21 protein-coding genes are annotated in these 15,058 nt (G+C 43.8%); all 21 read left to right on the top strand.

Annotation, left to right across the window (positions count from 1 at the left end):
* Window positions 1-7 precede the first annotated feature (7 nt).
* Entirely contained in the window at window positions 8-4,138 is a 4,131-nt protein-coding gene (gene rpoC, locus DOE51_RS14990; protein WP_142697356.1) for a DNA-directed RNA polymerase subunit beta', read from the top strand.
* Window positions 4,139-4,405: 267 nt separating this feature from the next.
* A complete protein-coding gene (gene rpsL, locus DOE51_RS14985) occupies window positions 4,406-4,780 on the top strand; it encodes a 30S ribosomal protein S12 (protein WP_041876514.1) in 375 nt (124 codons plus the stop codon).
* Between the two features lie 10 nt (window positions 4,781-4,790).
* Window positions 4,791-5,264, top strand: a complete 474-nt coding sequence (rpsG, locus tag DOE51_RS14980) for a 30S ribosomal protein S7 (protein WP_142697355.1) — start codon at window positions 4,791-4,793, stop codon at window positions 5,262-5,264.
* A 9-nt stretch (window positions 5,265-5,273) separates the two neighbouring features.
* Entirely contained in the window at window positions 5,274-7,379 is a 2,106-nt protein-coding gene (fusA, locus tag DOE51_RS14975) for an elongation factor G (RefSeq protein ID WP_142697354.1), read from the top strand.
* A 209-nt stretch (window positions 7,380-7,588) separates the two neighbouring features.
* The gene (gene rpsJ, locus DOE51_RS14970) at window positions 7,589-7,906 is read left to right on the top strand and encodes a 30S ribosomal protein S10 (protein ID WP_025308875.1); all 318 of its coding nucleotides are present in this window, start codon (window positions 7,589-7,591) and stop codon (window positions 7,904-7,906) included.
* Window positions 7,907-7,915: 9 nt separating this feature from the next.
* Window positions 7,916-8,578 (top strand): 50S ribosomal protein L3, encoded by a 663-nt coding sequence (gene rplC / locus DOE51_RS14965; protein ID WP_142697353.1) that lies wholly within the window; start codon window positions 7,916-7,918, stop codon window positions 8,576-8,578.
* Between the two features lies 1 nt (window position 8,579).
* Window positions 8,580-9,209: a 50S ribosomal protein L4 gene (rplD, locus tag DOE51_RS14960; RefSeq protein ID WP_142697352.1), complete on the top strand. Its 630-nt coding sequence runs from the start codon at window positions 8,580-8,582 to the stop codon at window positions 9,207-9,209.
* 1 nt (window position 9,210) lies between these two features.
* The gene (gene rplW / locus DOE51_RS14955) at window positions 9,211-9,489 is read left to right on the top strand and encodes a 50S ribosomal protein L23 (RefSeq protein WP_142697351.1); all 279 of its coding nucleotides are present in this window, start codon (window positions 9,211-9,213) and stop codon (window positions 9,487-9,489) included.
* Between the two features lie 2 nt (window positions 9,490-9,491).
* Entirely contained in the window at window positions 9,492-10,310 is an 819-nt protein-coding gene (gene rplB / locus DOE51_RS14950) for a 50S ribosomal protein L2 (protein ID WP_142697350.1), read from the top strand.
* 9 nt (window positions 10,311-10,319) lie between these two features.
* On the top strand, window positions 10,320-10,610 hold the full coding sequence (gene rpsS / locus DOE51_RS14945) for a 30S ribosomal protein S19 (protein ID WP_142697349.1): 291 nt from the start codon (window positions 10,320-10,322) through the stop codon (window positions 10,608-10,610).
* A gap of 12 nt (window positions 10,611-10,622) precedes the next feature.
* On the top strand, window positions 10,623-10,955 hold the full coding sequence (rplV, locus tag DOE51_RS14940) for a 50S ribosomal protein L22 (protein WP_142697348.1): 333 nt from the start codon (window positions 10,623-10,625) through the stop codon (window positions 10,953-10,955).
* A 2-nt stretch (window positions 10,956-10,957) separates the two neighbouring features.
* Window positions 10,958-11,623 (top strand): 30S ribosomal protein S3, encoded by a 666-nt coding sequence (gene rpsC / locus DOE51_RS14935; protein WP_142697347.1) that lies wholly within the window; start codon window positions 10,958-10,960, stop codon window positions 11,621-11,623.
* Window positions 11,610-12,017: a 50S ribosomal protein L16 gene (gene rplP, locus DOE51_RS14930; RefSeq protein ID WP_142697346.1), complete on the top strand. Its 408-nt coding sequence runs from the start codon at window positions 11,610-11,612 to the stop codon at window positions 12,015-12,017. The genes rpsC and rplP overlap by 14 nt, the downstream gene beginning before the upstream one ends.
* 2 nt (window positions 12,018-12,019) lie before the next feature.
* On the top strand, window positions 12,020-12,214 hold the full coding sequence (gene rpmC, locus DOE51_RS14925) for a 50S ribosomal protein L29 (protein ID WP_142697345.1): 195 nt from the start codon (window positions 12,020-12,022) through the stop codon (window positions 12,212-12,214).
* 3 nt (window positions 12,215-12,217) lie between these two features.
* Window positions 12,218-12,490, top strand: coding sequence for a 30S ribosomal protein S17 (gene rpsQ, locus DOE51_RS14920; RefSeq protein ID WP_142697344.1), 273 nt, complete (start codon window positions 12,218-12,220; stop codon window positions 12,488-12,490).
* A 9-nt stretch (window positions 12,491-12,499) separates the two neighbouring features.
* A complete protein-coding gene (rplN, locus tag DOE51_RS14915; RefSeq protein ID WP_088615299.1) occupies window positions 12,500-12,868 on the top strand; it encodes a 50S ribosomal protein L14 in 369 nt (122 codons plus the stop codon).
* Window positions 12,869-12,878: 10 nt separating this feature from the next.
* Window positions 12,879-13,418 (top strand): 50S ribosomal protein L5, encoded by a 540-nt coding sequence (gene rplE, locus DOE51_RS14910; RefSeq protein ID WP_142697343.1) that lies wholly within the window; start codon window positions 12,879-12,881, stop codon window positions 13,416-13,418.
* An 8-nt stretch (window positions 13,419-13,426) separates the two neighbouring features.
* On the top strand, window positions 13,427-13,732 hold the full coding sequence (gene rpsN, locus DOE51_RS14905; protein WP_142697342.1) for a 30S ribosomal protein S14: 306 nt from the start codon (window positions 13,427-13,429) through the stop codon (window positions 13,730-13,732).
* Window positions 13,733-13,742: 10 nt separating this feature from the next.
* Entirely contained in the window at window positions 13,743-14,132 is a 390-nt protein-coding gene (gene rpsH, locus DOE51_RS14900; protein ID WP_142697341.1) for a 30S ribosomal protein S8, read from the top strand.
* A 7-nt stretch (window positions 14,133-14,139) separates the two neighbouring features.
* Window positions 14,140-14,682: a 50S ribosomal protein L6 gene (gene rplF, locus DOE51_RS14895; protein ID WP_142697340.1), complete on the top strand. Its 543-nt coding sequence runs from the start codon at window positions 14,140-14,142 to the stop codon at window positions 14,680-14,682.
* 9 nt (window positions 14,683-14,691) lie between these two features.
* Entirely contained in the window at window positions 14,692-15,057 is a 366-nt protein-coding gene (gene rplR, locus DOE51_RS14890) for a 50S ribosomal protein L18 (RefSeq protein ID WP_142697339.1), read from the top strand.
* Window position 15,058 lies beyond the last annotated feature (1 nt).

The following is a 15,058-nucleotide window of genomic DNA, read 5'->3' as shown; positions in this document are numbered from 1 at the left end:
GTGTTCTTTGAGAGACTTGTTGAATTTTTTCGATAAACCAAAAGATCCACTTTCGTTTGACGCCGTACGAGTTTCGTTGGCGTCAGCTGAAATGATTCGTGATTGGTCATTTGGTGAGGTTAAGAAGCCTGAAACTATCAACTATCGTACATTCAAGCCTGAACGTGATGGCTTGTTCTGTGCGAAAATCTTCGGTCCTATTAAGGATTACGAGTGCTTGTGCGGTAAGTATAAACGTATGAAGTACCGTGGCGTCGTCTGTGAAAAGTGCGGCGTTGAAGTAACACAAACTAAAGTTCGTCGTGAACGTTTGGGCCACATTGAGCTTGCAACTCCGGTTGCGCACATTTGGTTCTTGCGCTCATTGCCTTCTCGTATTGGTAACTTGCTTAACCTTTCTTTGAAAGACGTTGAGAAAGTTTTGTATTGTGAAGCACACGTGGTTATCGATCCAATGGAAACAACATTGGAAGAAGGCCAAGTATTGACTGAAGAAGCATTGCAAGCTGCATTGAACGAATTCGGTCCTTCATTCAAATACGGCATGGGCGGTGAAGCTGTTCGTGACCTATTGAGAAAAATTGACCCAGAATATTTGTCTCGCAAACTTCGTATGGAAGTTAAAGATACAAAATCTGAAGCTCAAATCAAAAAATTGACTAAACGTTTGCGCGTTGTTGAAGCCTTCAAAGGTTCTATCAACAAGCCTGAATGGATGATGTTGGAAGCACTTCCAGTTCTTCCTCCAGACCTTCGCCCTCTAGTTCCACTAGATGGTGGTCGTTTCGCGACTTCAGATCTAAATGATCTTTACCGTCGTGTTATCAACCGTAATAACCGTTTGAAACGTCTTCAAGAGCTTAACGCTCCAGACATCATTATCCGCAATGAAAAACGTATGTTGCAAGAAGCAGTAGACGCATTGTTGGATAACGGCCGTCGCGGTAAAACGTTCACAGGTCCTAACAAACGTCCACTTCGCTCTCTTTCTGATATGTTGAAAGGTAAGCAAGGTCGTTTCCGTCAAAATCTACTTGGTAAACGTGTGGACTACTCTGGTCGTTCGGTTATCACTGTAGGTCCTACATTGAAACTTCACCAATGCGGTCTTCCTAAGAAGATGGCTTTGGAACTTTTCAAACCATTTGTTTACAACAAATTGGAAGAAAAAGGCCTAGCTACGACAATCAAACAAGCTAAGAAACTTGTTGATCAAGAGACAGTAGAAGTTTGGGATATCTTGGCAGACGTAGTTAAAGAACATCCAGTTCTTCTAAACCGTGCGCCAACTCTTCACAGACTTGGTATCCAAGCTTTTGAGCCAGTACTTCACGAAGGTAAAGCAATCCAATTGCATCCTCTAGTGTGTACGGCGTTCAATGCCGACTTCGACGGTGACCAAATGGCGGTTCACGTTCCACTTTCTGTGGAATCTCAAGTTGAAGCTCGCGTCTTGATGATGTCTACAAACAACATCCTGACTCCGGCGTCTGGTAAACCAATCATCAATCCATCACAAGATATCGTGTTGGGTATGTACTGGTTGACTCGTATTCGTCCGGGCGCAAAAGGTACTGGCAAAATCTTCTCTAGCGTTCAAGAAGCACAATACGCTTACGAAACGGGCCTAGTTGATTTGCAAGCATCTTGTAAAGTTCGTATCAACGGTAAAGTTCAGGAGACGTCAGTAGGTCGTGCGATCTTGTCTGACAACGTACCTAAAGAAGTTCCGTTCAACGAAGTAAACGTAAACATGGGTAAGAAACAAATCGCAGCTTTGATCGACAAGACTTTCCGTCTTGCTGGTGCAAAAGCGACTTGTATCCTTGCCGATAAAATCATGGAACTTGGTTTCAAATATTCAACTGCGGCAGGTATGTCTATCGGTATCGATGACATGGTTATCCCAGCTGCGAAAGCGACTATGATCGCTGACGCTGAGAAACAAGTGACTGAAATCCAACAGCAGTACGATGAAGGTTTGATCACAGATGGTGAGCGCTACAATAAAGTAGTGGATATCTGGGCTCAAACTGCAGATAAGATTGCTAAAGAAGGTATGAACGCGATTGAAAAACAAACGTTCACAGTTGACGGAAAAGAATTCGTCGGCCCTTCGTTCAATCCGATCTACATCATGGCTGACTCTGGTGCCCGTGGTTCCGCGGCTCAGATCCGTCAGTTGGGTGGTATGCGTGGTTTGATGGCGAAACCATCAGGCGAAATCATCGAAACTCCGATCACTGCAAACTTCCGTGAAGGTTTGACAGTTATTCAATACTTTATCTCTACGCATGGTGCTCGTAAGGGTCTTGCCGATACAGCTTTGAAAACTGCGAACTCTGGTTACTTGACTCGTCGTCTAGTTGACGTTGCTCAAGACGTGGTTGTTTCTGAGATCGATTGCGGTATCGAAGACGGTTTGGAAATCACTCCAGTTTACGAAGCTGGTGAGATCATCCAAAACATCGGCGACCGTATCTTGGGCCGTACAGCATTGAAAGATGTTGTTGATCCTGCGACTAACAACGTTGTTGTTAAAGCAAACCAAGAGATCACTGAAAATGATGTTAAAACTATCGAGAGCTTGGGTATCGACAAAGTCGACATCCGTTCTGCTCTTGTGTGCCAATCTAAACGTGGCGTTTGCGTAAAATGTTACGGCCGTGACTTGTCTCGTGGTGCAACTGTGAACCTTGGTGAAACAGTTGGTATCATCGCAGCACAATCGATCGGTGAACCGGGTACTCAGTTGACGATGCGTACGTTCCACTTGGGTGGTGCGGCTTCTCGTGCGGTTGAGCAATCAGTTCATACAACTCGTTATGATGGTACAATCAAACTTGTTAACGTTCATGCAGTTACAAACCGTAATGGTAAATTGACTGTGATGAATCGTAACGGTTCTGCCCTTGTTATCGACGAAGCAGGTCGTGAGCGTGAAAACTTCAAGCTCGTATACGGTGCTGTTTTGAACTTTAAAGAGGGTGACAAAGTCGCTAAAGGTCAAACTGTAGCTGAGTGGGATCCATATTCGAATCCAATCATCGCAGAGGTTTCTGCGAAGATCCAATACCAGGATATCGAAGAAGGTTCGACAATGCAGGAACAAGTCGACGCGGTAACTGGTTTCGCAACTAAAGTTATCATGGAGTCTAAGTCTTCTGACATTAAGCCGACAGTATTCCTAGTAGACGGCAATGGTAAGACATTGAATCTTCCTGGTCGTGACATCCCTGCGAGATATTTGATCCCAGTGGGTGCACAGCTTCTTGCTTCTGACCAACAGGAAGTTCATGCCGGTGACGTTATCGCGAAAATGCATCGTGAGACTTCGAAAACGAAGGATATCACGGGCGGTCTTCCGCGCGTTGCCGAATTGTTTGAAGCTCGTAAACCGAAAGAAGCAGCTATCATCTCTGAGATCGATGGTTACGTGACATTCGGTAAAGACGTTAAAGGTAAACAACGTGTAATCGTAACTCCTGAAGTGGGTGAGCAAAAAGAATATCTTATCCCTAAAGGTAAGCACGTTGCTGTAAGAGAAGGTGAATACGTAAGAGCCGGTGAAGCTTTGATGGACGGTCCAACAAATCCTCACGACATTCTGGCGGTTCTAGGCGCGAAAGCCCTATCTGCATACCTTGTTGATGAAATCCAAGAAGTTTACCGACTTCAAGGTGTTGTGATCAATGATAAGCATATCGAAGTGATCGTTCGCCAAATGCTACGTAAAGTAGAAATCAGAGACGCTGGTGACAGCCGTTTCTTGGCGGGTGAACAAGTTGAAAGATATGCGTTCATGGAAGAAAACGATCGTATCAACCGTGAAGGTGGCCAACCTGCAACAAGCAGCCCACTTCTTCTAGGTATTACGAAAGTTTCTTTGAGCACAGACAGCTGGATTTCAGCGGCGTCATTCCAAGAGACGACGAAAGTTCTTACGGAAGCAGCCATCAATTCTCGTACAGACCATTTGCGTGGTTTGAAAGAGAACATCATCATGGGTCGTTTGATCCCTGCTGGTACTGGTTTGACTTCATACAAACGCTGGAAAGTGTCTGTAGCTGAGGACGACGATACAAACTACGTAGCATTGCCAGGCATGGGTGGTTCGGCCCAGCCTCATCAGGGGTAAGCTACTCCTCGGAGTAGTCCTGAATGCGCCGGGGAAACCCGGTGCTAGCTAACAAGAAAGCGGCCAGCTTCACACGTTGACCGCTTAATCTGTCTGCTAGCTAACGAGAGAATGCATCGAAAAGATGTAAAAAGCTCAAAAGAGGAACTCACGCCTTATTTGAGCCTATAAAATTAACAACAAAGTCTTGACCAGGGCGGATTCGGAATGTAATTTCCAGCGTCCTGAGTTCGAAGATTCGAATAAATTGTTTAAGGGGTTTCAAAAGTGCCTACAATTAACCAGCTCATCAAAAGTGAGCGTAAAGTTCAAAAGAACCAAACTAAATCACCTGCGTTGGTGTCATGCCCTCAACGTCGTGGTGTTTGTACTCGTGTTTATACTACAACTCCAAAGAAACCGAACTCTGCTCTTCGTAAAGTAGCAAAAGTACGTCTTTCTAATGGTTTTGAAGTTATCTCTTACATCCCAGGTATCGGTCACAACCTTCAAGAGCATAGCGTTGTCTTGATCCGTGGCGGTCGTGTTAAAGACTTGCCAGGTGTTCGTTACCACATCGTTCGCGGTGTATTGGATCTTCAAGGTGTGAATGGCCGTCTTCGTAGCCGTTCAAAATACGGTACTAAGAGACCTAAGAAATAAGGATTGAGAAATGTCACGTCGTAAAAAGACCTTTAAAAGAGAAGTAATTCCAGATCCAGTTTTCAAAGATCTAGTTATTGCTAAATTCGTGAATAAAATGATGATCCAAGGTCGTAAAGCAACTGCTCAAAAGTTGTTCTACGGTGCTTTGAAAGAACTTGAAGGAAAAATCCAAGGTGAAGAACCATTGGCAGTTTTCCGCAAAGCTTTGGAAAACGTTAAGCCTTCTATCGAAGTACGCTCTCGCCGTGTTGGTGGTGCTACTTATCAAGTTCCAGTAGATGTTCGTCCTTCTCGTCGTTTGGCTTTGGCTATGCGTTGGTTGGTAGAATACTCTCGTGAACGTGGTGAGAAAGACTACGCTAAACGTTTGGCTGGTGAGTTCATCGACGCTTACAACAACCGTGGTAACGCGATTAAGAAGAAAGATGACGTTCACCGTATGGCTGAATCGAACAAGGCTTTCTCTCACTACAATTGGTAATCTGTTTACATGTCAGCTAAAGATCCTAAAGTTGTAGCTGATCTCAAGTATACTCGTAATATCGGCATCATGGCTCACATTGATGCCGGTAAAACGACGACCACCGAGCGCATTCTTTACTACACTGGAAAAAGTCATAAAATTGGTGAAGTTCACGACGGCCAGGCCACTATGGACTGGATGGTTCAAGAACAAGAGCGTGGTATTACTATCACGTCTGCTGCCACTATGGCGTTCTGGAAAGATCACAGAATCAACATCATCGATACTCCGGGACACGTTGACTTCACGATTGAAGTTGAACGTTCGCTTCGCGTATTGGATGGCGCTGTTGCTGTGTTTGACGGCGTGAACGGTGTTGAGCCTCAGTCTGAAACTGTGTGGAAACAAGCTGACAAGTATAAAGTTCCAAGAATTTGCTTCATTAATAAAATGGACCGTGTAGGTGCTGACTTTGTGATGTCTTACGGGACAATCAAAGATCGCTTGCTTGCGAATCCAATCCCAGTTCAAGTTCCAATCGGCATGGAAGATTCTTTCCGTGGCGTTGTCGACCTTCTTGAAAACCGCGCTTATATCTGGACGACTTCAGGTATGGGTGATGCCTTCGAAACTACCGATGTTCCTAACGACATGAAAGAGGAAGTAAATCGCTTCCGCACTGAAATCGTTGAGAAGATCGTTGAATTCGACGATGCGCTATTAGAGAAATATCTCAATGGCGAAGAGGTTACTGTCGCAGAGTTGAAAGCAGCTCTTCGTAAAGGAACTCTTGAATTGAAAGCCTTCCCAGTATTCTGCGGAGCCGCTTTCAAAAACAAAGGTATTCAACCTTTGCTTGATGGCGTGATCGACTATCTGCCTTCTCCAATCGAAGTTCCAGATATCGTGGGTCATGACCCTGAACGTGAAGATAAAGAGATCGTTTGTAAAACTGATTTCGATGCTCACGTTGCAGCTTTGGCGTTTAAAATTGCCAATGATCCGTTCGCAGGTACTTTGACTTATATCCGCGTTTACTCGGGTGAAGTGAAAGTCGGCGATCAGCTTTTGAATCCGCGTACTCAGAAAAAAGAGCGCATTCAAAAGCTCGTAAAAATGCATGCGAACTCTCGTGAAGAAGTTCCTCATCTTAAAGCGGGTGATATCGGTGCCGTGATCGGTCTGAAATTCACTGGTACGGGTGATACTCTTTGCGAAACTTCTCATCCAGTTGTTCTTGAATCTATTACTTTCCCGGAACCTGTTATTTCTGTAGCAATCGAAGCGAAGTCTTCGGCAGACCAAGAAAAAATGCTTCAAGGTTTGGAAAAGCTTCAGAAGGAAGATCCTTCTTCTAAATTAAGAACGGATCCTGAAACAGGACAAATCCTTTTATCTGGTATGGGTGAGCTTCACCTTGATATCTTGGTGGACCGTCTTCTGCGTGAACATAAGGTTCAGGCGAACGTCGGTAAGCCACAAGTATCATACAGAGAAACAATCACGGCAGCTGCTAGTGCAACTCACGTCTATGAACGTGAACTTGCGGGTGAGCAAAATTTTGCCTCAGTTTCTTTGACGATTGAGCCGATCAATCAAGCCGACCATATTCAGTTCGTTAGCAAAGTTTCATTGTCTAAAGAGTTTACAGCTCCATTCTTGAAGGCTATTGAATCTGGCTTCCGCGAAGCTGCGGAAGTGGGTCCTTTGGCAAGCTATTCAATGTTGGGTATTAAGGGTACTTTGACTGCGGTTGAAGTTCGTCCTGAAGCCTCGACTGAAATGGCATTTAAGGCGGCAGCGTCTTTGGCGTTCAGAGATGCTGTAAAACAGGCGCAAGTTGAGCTTATGGAGCCTATCTTTAAGCTTGAAGTGACTTGCCCTGATGAATTTGTGGGCAATATTGTGGGTGATTTGAATTCACGTCGTGGAAAAATCCTCACAATGAACGTGAAGCAGGGGGGCGGGCAGGTTATCTCTGCAGAAGCTCCGTTGGCCTCTCTATTTGGTTATGCGACGGATGTGCGCAGTTTAAGCCAGGGGAGAGCAAGTTTCTCGATGGAATTCCTGGAGTACGCAATTGTCCCAGCGAAGGCTAAAGCGGAAATTCTTCATAAAATGGGAAGATATTAAAAATTTAATTTTTTCCCTTTGACAATTATTTTTTATGTGCGCATACTCGCGCACTCGTGACATCTAAATTTACAAAAAACCCCCCGCGTTTGGTGGACTATCTAGGCCGCAAGGGCTAATTCGGGGCAAGTTTTCGATGGGATTGGGTGTTCAGTTATTAACAAGTTTGCTAGTAATTACGCTACCTTATAAAGAAGAGAAGTGTCCTTATGCAAAGTCAGAAGATTAGAATTCGCCTAAAGGCGTTCGATCACAAATTACTTGATCAGTCGACGAAAGAAATCGTTGAAACTGCTCGTCGTACAGGCGCAAAAGTTGCGGGTCCAATTCCCTTGCCTACTCGCATCAATCGCTACACAGTACTTCGTTCTCCACACGTAGATAAAAAATCTCGTGAACAATTCGAAGTCAGAACTCACAAGCGTATGCTTGATATCCTTGAACCTACTCAACAAACGGTAGACCAATTGATGAAATTGGACCTTTCTGCTGGTGTTGACGTTGAAATCAAATTGTCAGCAATCTAGGAGTAAGACGTGAGCGAAACACAAGAAAACACACAAACGTCTACAGGTCTAAAGCTGAACGGCTTGTTCGCCTTCAAAGAAGGTATGGCTACAATCTACAATGAACAAGGCGAAGCGGTTCCAGTAACAGTTCTTCGTTATGAACCTTGGTTTGTTTCTCAAATCAAAACGAACGAAGCTGACGGTTACGAAGCTATCCAAGTAGCTTGCGAACCAAAAAAAGCTAAAAATTCAAACAAAGCAGAACAAGGCCACCTTAAAGGTGCTGGCTTCGAGAATGGCGCGAAATTCGTAAAAGAAATTCGTCAAGCTCTTCCTGAAGGTCTTACTGTTGGCGCGCAAGTATCAATCGATTCTTTGGCTAAAGGTGACATCGTTAAGATGACTTCTAAGTCTAAAGGTAAAGGTTTTGCTGGCGTTATGAAACGTTGGAACTTCGCCGGTGGTCCTGATGCCCACGGTTCTAAATTCCACCGTCGCCCGGGTTCTTCTGGTAACAGAACATGGCCAGGCCGTGTTATGCCAGGTAAGAAATTCCCAGGTCACTTGGGTAACGAAACTGTAACTGTAAAGAACGTTGAAATCGTAGAGATCATCCACGCTGAAAACGTTGTTTTGGTTAAGGGTCCAGTTCCAGGTGCTAAAAACACTTTGGTTAAGTTGGTGAAGTAATATGGCTACAGTTAATGTATTAAACTGGAAAAAAGAAAAAGTAGGATCTGTTGATCTTGCAGCTGATGTTTTCGAAACTCCTGTTAAAAAGGAAGTTTTGCACACTGTAGTTCAATGGCAATTGGCTAGCCGTCGCCAAGGTACTCACATGACTAAAACAAAAGGTCTTGTGAGCGGTGGTGGTAAAAAGCCTTTCAAACAAAAAGGTACTGGTGGAGCTCGTCAAGGTTCTAGCCGTTCTATCTTGATGCCAGGTGGTGGTACTGCTTTCGGTCCTCAACCTCGCAGCTACGCGTTCGTTCTTCCTAAAAAAGTTCGTCGCTTAGGTTTGAGCATGGCTCTTTCTCACCTTCAAAAAGAAGGCAAGTTGTTCGTAGTAGACAGCATGCAATCTGAAGGTAAAACAGCTGAATTGAGCAAACGTCTTAAAGCGTTTGGTTTGAAAAAAGCTGTATTGGTAGATGCTAATGTGAATGACAAATTCAACCAAGCTTCTAAAAATCTTGAATCATTCAAATACTTCCCAGTTGAAGGTTTGAACGTATTCGATCTATTGAAATATGATGCAGCAGTTATCACTAAAGATTCTGTAGCAAAAATCGTAGATCGTTGCTCATTGGAGAAAGCGTAACATGAAACAAGTAATTAAAGCTCCTCTAGTTACAGAGAAGAATACTTATCATAACGCTGCTGGTGTTTATGTGTTCGAAGTAGACTTGAAAGCTTCTAAAACAGAAATCAAAAATGCTGTTGAGAAGAACTTCAAAGTTAAAGTTGCTGGCGTTAGAACTAACATCTGCCGCGGCCACTCTAAGTACACTAAATTTGGATTAACAAAGGTTCCTTACTGGAAGAAAGCTTTCGTAAAGCTTGCTGAAGGTGAGAAAATCGCTCTATTTGAGGGAGTATAAAGATGGGTATCAAGAATTTCGCCCCACGCTCTCATGGTCGTAGAGGTATGACTGGTTTTGATTTCTCTGAAATCACAAAGACTTCTCCAGAGAAGGCTTTACTAGCTCCTCTTACTAAAAAAGGCGCACGTAACAATCACGGTCAAATTACTATTCGTCACCAAGGTGGCGGACACAAACGTAAATACCGTTTGATTGATTTCAAACGTACTAAACTTGAAGTTCCAGCGAAAGTTACTGCGATCGAATACGATCCAAACAGAACTTCTCGTATTGCTCTTCTTTCTTACGCTGACGGTGAGAAAGCTTACATCATTGCTCCAGTGGGCTTGAATGTTGGCGACACTGTATTGTCATCTGAGAAAGCCGACATCAAACCAGGTAACTCTTTGTCTTTGTCTGCTATCCCTGTTGGTACAGTAATTCACAATATCGAATTGCGCCCAGGTAAAGGTGGTCAAATTTGCAGAGGTGCAGGTGCGAGCGCGACTTTGGCTGGTAAAGGTGATAAGTACTGTCAAGTACGTATGCCATCTGGCGAATTGAAGCAGGTTCTTTCAGTATGCCGTGCTTCAATCGGTCAAGTAGGTAACACAGATAATGAAAATATCGCTCTTGGTAAAGCGGGTCGTTCTCGTTGGAGAGGTATCCGTCCAACTGTTCGCGGTATGGCGATGAATCCAGTCGACCATCCACTTGGTGGTGGTGAAGGCGTGGGTAAAGGTCACCATCCTGTAACTCCATGGGGTCAACCATGCAAAGGTTACAAAACGAGACATAACAAGAGAACTAACTCGTCAATCATCAAGAGACGTAAGTAGGAGTAGCACGTGGCACGCTCAATTAAAAAAGGTCCATTCGTTGATCTTCATGTACAAAAGAAGATTGATCATGCGATCGAAAAAAATGACAAAAAAGTTATTAAAACTTGGTCTCGTCGCTCAACAATCCTTCCTGAGGCTATCGGTCTTACTTTCGCCGTACACAACGGTCGTAAGTTTGTTCCAGTGTACATCACTGAGAACATGATTGGTCACAAACTCGGTGAGTTTGCACCAACAAGAACTTTCCAAGGCCATGCTGAGAAGAAAGCCGCAGCTCCAGCTGCTGCTAAGAAGTAGTAGAGGTTGATAATGGAAGTTAAAGCTAGTCTAAAATACGCAAGAGTAGGTGCTCAAAAAGCAAGACTTGTAGTTGATTTGGTTCGCGGTCAAGACGTGAACCAAGCAATCAAAACTCTTACTTTCTTGAACAAAAAAACTGCAGGTATGGTTAAGAAATTGATCGAATCTGCAGTAGCTAACGCTGAATACAAAAAAGTTATGGATGTAGATAACTTGGTTGTTAAAGCTATCTGGGTTGATCAAGGTCCTGTGCTTAAAAGATTCCGTCCACGCGCTCAAGGCCGTGCATTCGGTGTTCGCAAGAAAACAAGCCACATCAACGTAGTACTTGAGGAGAAATAATCGTGGGACAAAAGGTTAATCCAATTGGTTTACGCGTTGGTGTTATTAGAACTTGGGACTCTCGCTGGTATGCGAAGGGTAACCAATATTTCGAAAATCTTCATGAAGATATCCGTTTGCGCAAATACTTGAAAAACAAGTTGAAGCACGCGGGTGTTGCGAAGATCGAAATGGAACGTGCAGCGAAGAAGATCAAAATCATCATCTCGACTGCTCGCCCAGGTGTTGTCATTGGTAAAAAAGGTACTGGTATCGACGCTCTTAAAGCGGAAGTTCAAAAACTTACACCCAACGAAGTTTTCTTGAGCATCCAAGAAGTGCGCAAGCCAGACCTCGATGCTCAGCTCGTTGCTGAGAGCATTGCTCAACAACTTGAGAAACGTATCTCTTGGAGAAGAGCTCTTAAAAAATCTATTGCAGCTGCGATCAAAGGCGGCGTGAGAGGTATCAAGATCCGTGTTTCAGGACGTCTTGATGGTGCAGAGATTGCTCGTTCAGAGTGGTACAATGAGAAGAGTGTTCCTCTTCATACATTGCGCGCAGATATCGACTACGGTACTGCTGAAGCTCTAACTGCATACGGTATCATCGGTCTAAAAGTATGGATCTATAAAGGCGATATCTTATCTGCTCGCGAAGTTGAGGAGGCAGGTCGTGTTAAGTCCTAAAAGAGTAAAATGGCGTAAACAATTTGTAGGCCGCGCAACTGGCTTTGCAGTAAGAGGTGCTAACCTTGATTTCGGAGACTACGGTCTTCAAGCAATCGAGGAAGGTCGTCTAACTGCTCGTCAATTGGAAGCAGGTCGTATTGCTATCTCTCGTTCAGTTAAGCGTGGTGGTAAAATCTGGTGCCGTGTGTTCCCGAATTTGCCTGTAACAAAAAAGCCAGCTGAAACTCGTATGGGTAGCGGTAAAGGTAACCCAGAACTATGGGTTGCTCGTGTTCTTCCTGGAAAAGTTCTTTTCGAAATGAACGGTGTGACTCGTGAACAAGCTAAAGAAGCTTTCGAACGTGCAGCTCACAAACTTCCTTTCAAAACTCGTTTCTTGGTTAGGGAGTAGTTATGAAGTTCGTAGAGATTAAAGATCTTTCTGTAACTGAATTGAAAAAGAAAAGAACAGCTCTTTCTGAAGAGTTGTTCCAAGCTCGTATTAAGAATTCAATTGGTCAACTTTCGAACCCAATTGAAATTCGTGATCTTCGCAAAAACATCGCGAGAATCAATACAGCGATCGTAAAAAAAGTGGCGCAGGGGTAGAGAATGACAACTGAAACTAATACTAGAGGTCGTAAAATCGAAGTAGTCGGTGAAGTTATCAGCAACAAAATGGATAAAACCATTTCTGTGCTTATCTACCGCATGGTTAAACACGCTAAGTACGGAAAGTACGTTAAGAAAACTTCTGTTTTCAAAGCGCACGACGAGAAAAATGAAGCGAAAATTGGCGATATCGTTAAAATTCGTGAGACTCGTCCTCTTAGCAAAACTAAACGTTGGGCTTTAGCGGAAATCGTTGAAGCTGCGAAAGCGTAGGGGTCGACCATGATTCAAATGCAAACTAGACTAAACGTAGCTGATAACTCTGGCGCAAAAGAAGTTATGTGCGTAAAGGTTCTTGGTGGTTCTAAACGTCGTGTAGCATCTATCGGTGATGTTATCGTTGTTTCTATCAAAGAAGCTTTGCCAAACGCTAAAGTTAAAAAAGGTGACGTTGCTAAAGCCGTAGTTGTTAGAACTGTACAAAAACTTCGTCGTCCAGACGGATCTTATATCCGTTTCGATGATAACTCTGCAGTTTTGATCAACGCCAACAAAGAACCAATTGGAACACGTATCTTTGGCCCAGTAGCCAGAGAATTGAGAGCTAAGTCGTTCGTTAAGATCGTATCTTTGGCTCCGGAAGTTCTGTAAGGGGTATGAGATGAATCGCTTACAAGCAAAATATCAAAAAGAGATCTCTCCTGCTCTTCAAAAACAATTGGGAGTTAAAAACGTAATGCAAGTACCTCGCCTAGAGAAAATCACTCTTAGCGTGTGCTTGAGCGAAGCTGTTCAAAATCCAAAAATTTTGAACACTGTAGTTGACGAAATCACAGCGATCACTGGTCAAAAAGCCGTGATCACTAAAGCTAAAAAAGCTATCTCTAACTTCAAATTGCGTGCTGGCATCCCATTGGGTGTTCGCGTGACTTTGAGAAAAGAGAGAATGTGGTCATTCCTTGACCGTTTGAACACTTTGGCTCTTCCACGCGTACGTGACTTCCGTGGTTTGCCAAATAAAGGTTTCGACGGCCGTGGTAACTACAACATGGGTCTTAAGGAACAAATCGTGTTCCCAGAGATCAACTTCGATAAAGTTGATAAAACTCGTGGTATGAACATCACAATCTGTACAACTGCTAAAAACGACGCTGAAGGCAGAGCGCTTCTTGAAGCACTTGGCATGCCTTTCAGAAAGTAGGATGAACAATGGCACGTAAAGCAAGTATTGTTAAAAACAACAAGAGAAAAGAAAAAGCTAAGCGTTACACTGCTTACAGAGCAGAGCTTAGAACTAAAGCCGTTGACATGAAACTTTCTGAAGAGGAAAGAGGCGAAGCTCGCAAGAAACTTCAAGCTCTTCCTAAGAGCACAAACATCAACCGTGTTATCACGCGTTGTGAACTTTCTGGTCGCCCTCGTGGTAACTACAGAAAATTCGGTTTGTCTCGTATCGCCTTCAGACAACTTGCGCTTGACGGTAAATTGCCAGGCGTAACGAAAGCTAGCTGGTAAGAGGAAAACTATGGATACAATTTCTCAGTTCCTTACAATCATTAGAAACGCTGGCGCAGCAAAACACGAAAAAGTGGATTTGCCTGCATCTAAAGTTCGCGCTGGTATCGCTCAGATCCTTGCTAATGAAGGTCTTATCCGCAGCTTCAAAGTTGCTAAAGACTCTAAGCAAGGCATCATGCGTGTTTACTTGAAGTACGATGAAGCTGGTCACCATGCGATCAACTCTATCGACCGTGTAAGCCGTCCAGGTCGTCGCGTTTATGTTAAATCCGATAAAATTCCTCAAGTTCGTTCTGGTTTTGGTATGTCCATCATCAGCACTAGCAAGGGCATCATGAGCGGTAAGCAAGCAGCAGAGCAAAATCTCGGCGGCGAATTGCTTGCGACTCTTTGGTAGGTGAAACATGTCACGTATTGGTAAAGCACCCGTTATTTTTGATAACACAGTAAAAGTAGATGTTACACCTGCTAATGAAGTAGTAATCAAAGGCGCTAAATCTTCTTTGAAGATTGGTATGAAGCCTGAAGTTACAGCTAAAGTAGATGGCAACAAAGTTGTTTTGACTCGTAAAGATGACTCTAAAGAAGCTCGTGCATTGCACGGTCTTTACAGAGCTCTAGTTCAAAACGCAGTTGTTGGCGTTACTAAAGGCTTCACTAAAGGTCTTGAACTTCAAGGTGTCGGTTATCGTGCAAACGTTGCAGGTAAAAAGTTGGAGCTTTCTTTGGGCTTCTCTCACCCTGTAATCTTCGATATCCCAGAAGGCATCGAAATCAAAGTTGAAAAACAAACTAGCTTGTCTATCACTGGCGCAAGCAGAGAACTTGTTGGTCAAGTTGCTGCTAAAATTCGCTCGTTCCGTCCACCAGAGCCATACTTGGGTAAAGGTGTTCGTTACGCTGGTGAGCACATCCGTCGTAAAGCCGGTAAGTCAGCTGGTAAATAGAGGTAATGTATGAAATTAAAAATGTCTAAGCATACAAGCGAAAGAAAAGTTAATCGCCTCAAAAAGAAAATCAGAATCCGCAAAACAGTTGCGGGTACTGATGAAAGACCTCGTCTTTGCGTTTACAGAAGTGGTAAACACATCTACGCAAGCGTTATCAATGACGTAACTGGCCACACTGTGTTGTCAGTTTCTTCACTTGGTAAAGAAGACAAGTCTGGTGTTGAGATGGCGAAGCTTGTTGGTATGGAAGTAGCGAAAGCTGCTACCGCTAAAAACATCAAGAGCGTGGTATTCGACCGTAACGGTTACTTGTACCATGGCCGTGTTAAATCTCTAGCTGATGGCGCTCGTGAGGGCGGCCTCAATTTCTAAG

Source organism: Bdellovibrio sp. NC01 (assembly GCF_006874625.1).
Taxonomy (GTDB): Bacteria; Bdellovibrionota; Bdellovibrionia; order Bdellovibrionales; family Bdellovibrionaceae; genus Bdellovibrio.
This window is presented reverse-complemented; position numbering and strand designations above follow the sequence as displayed.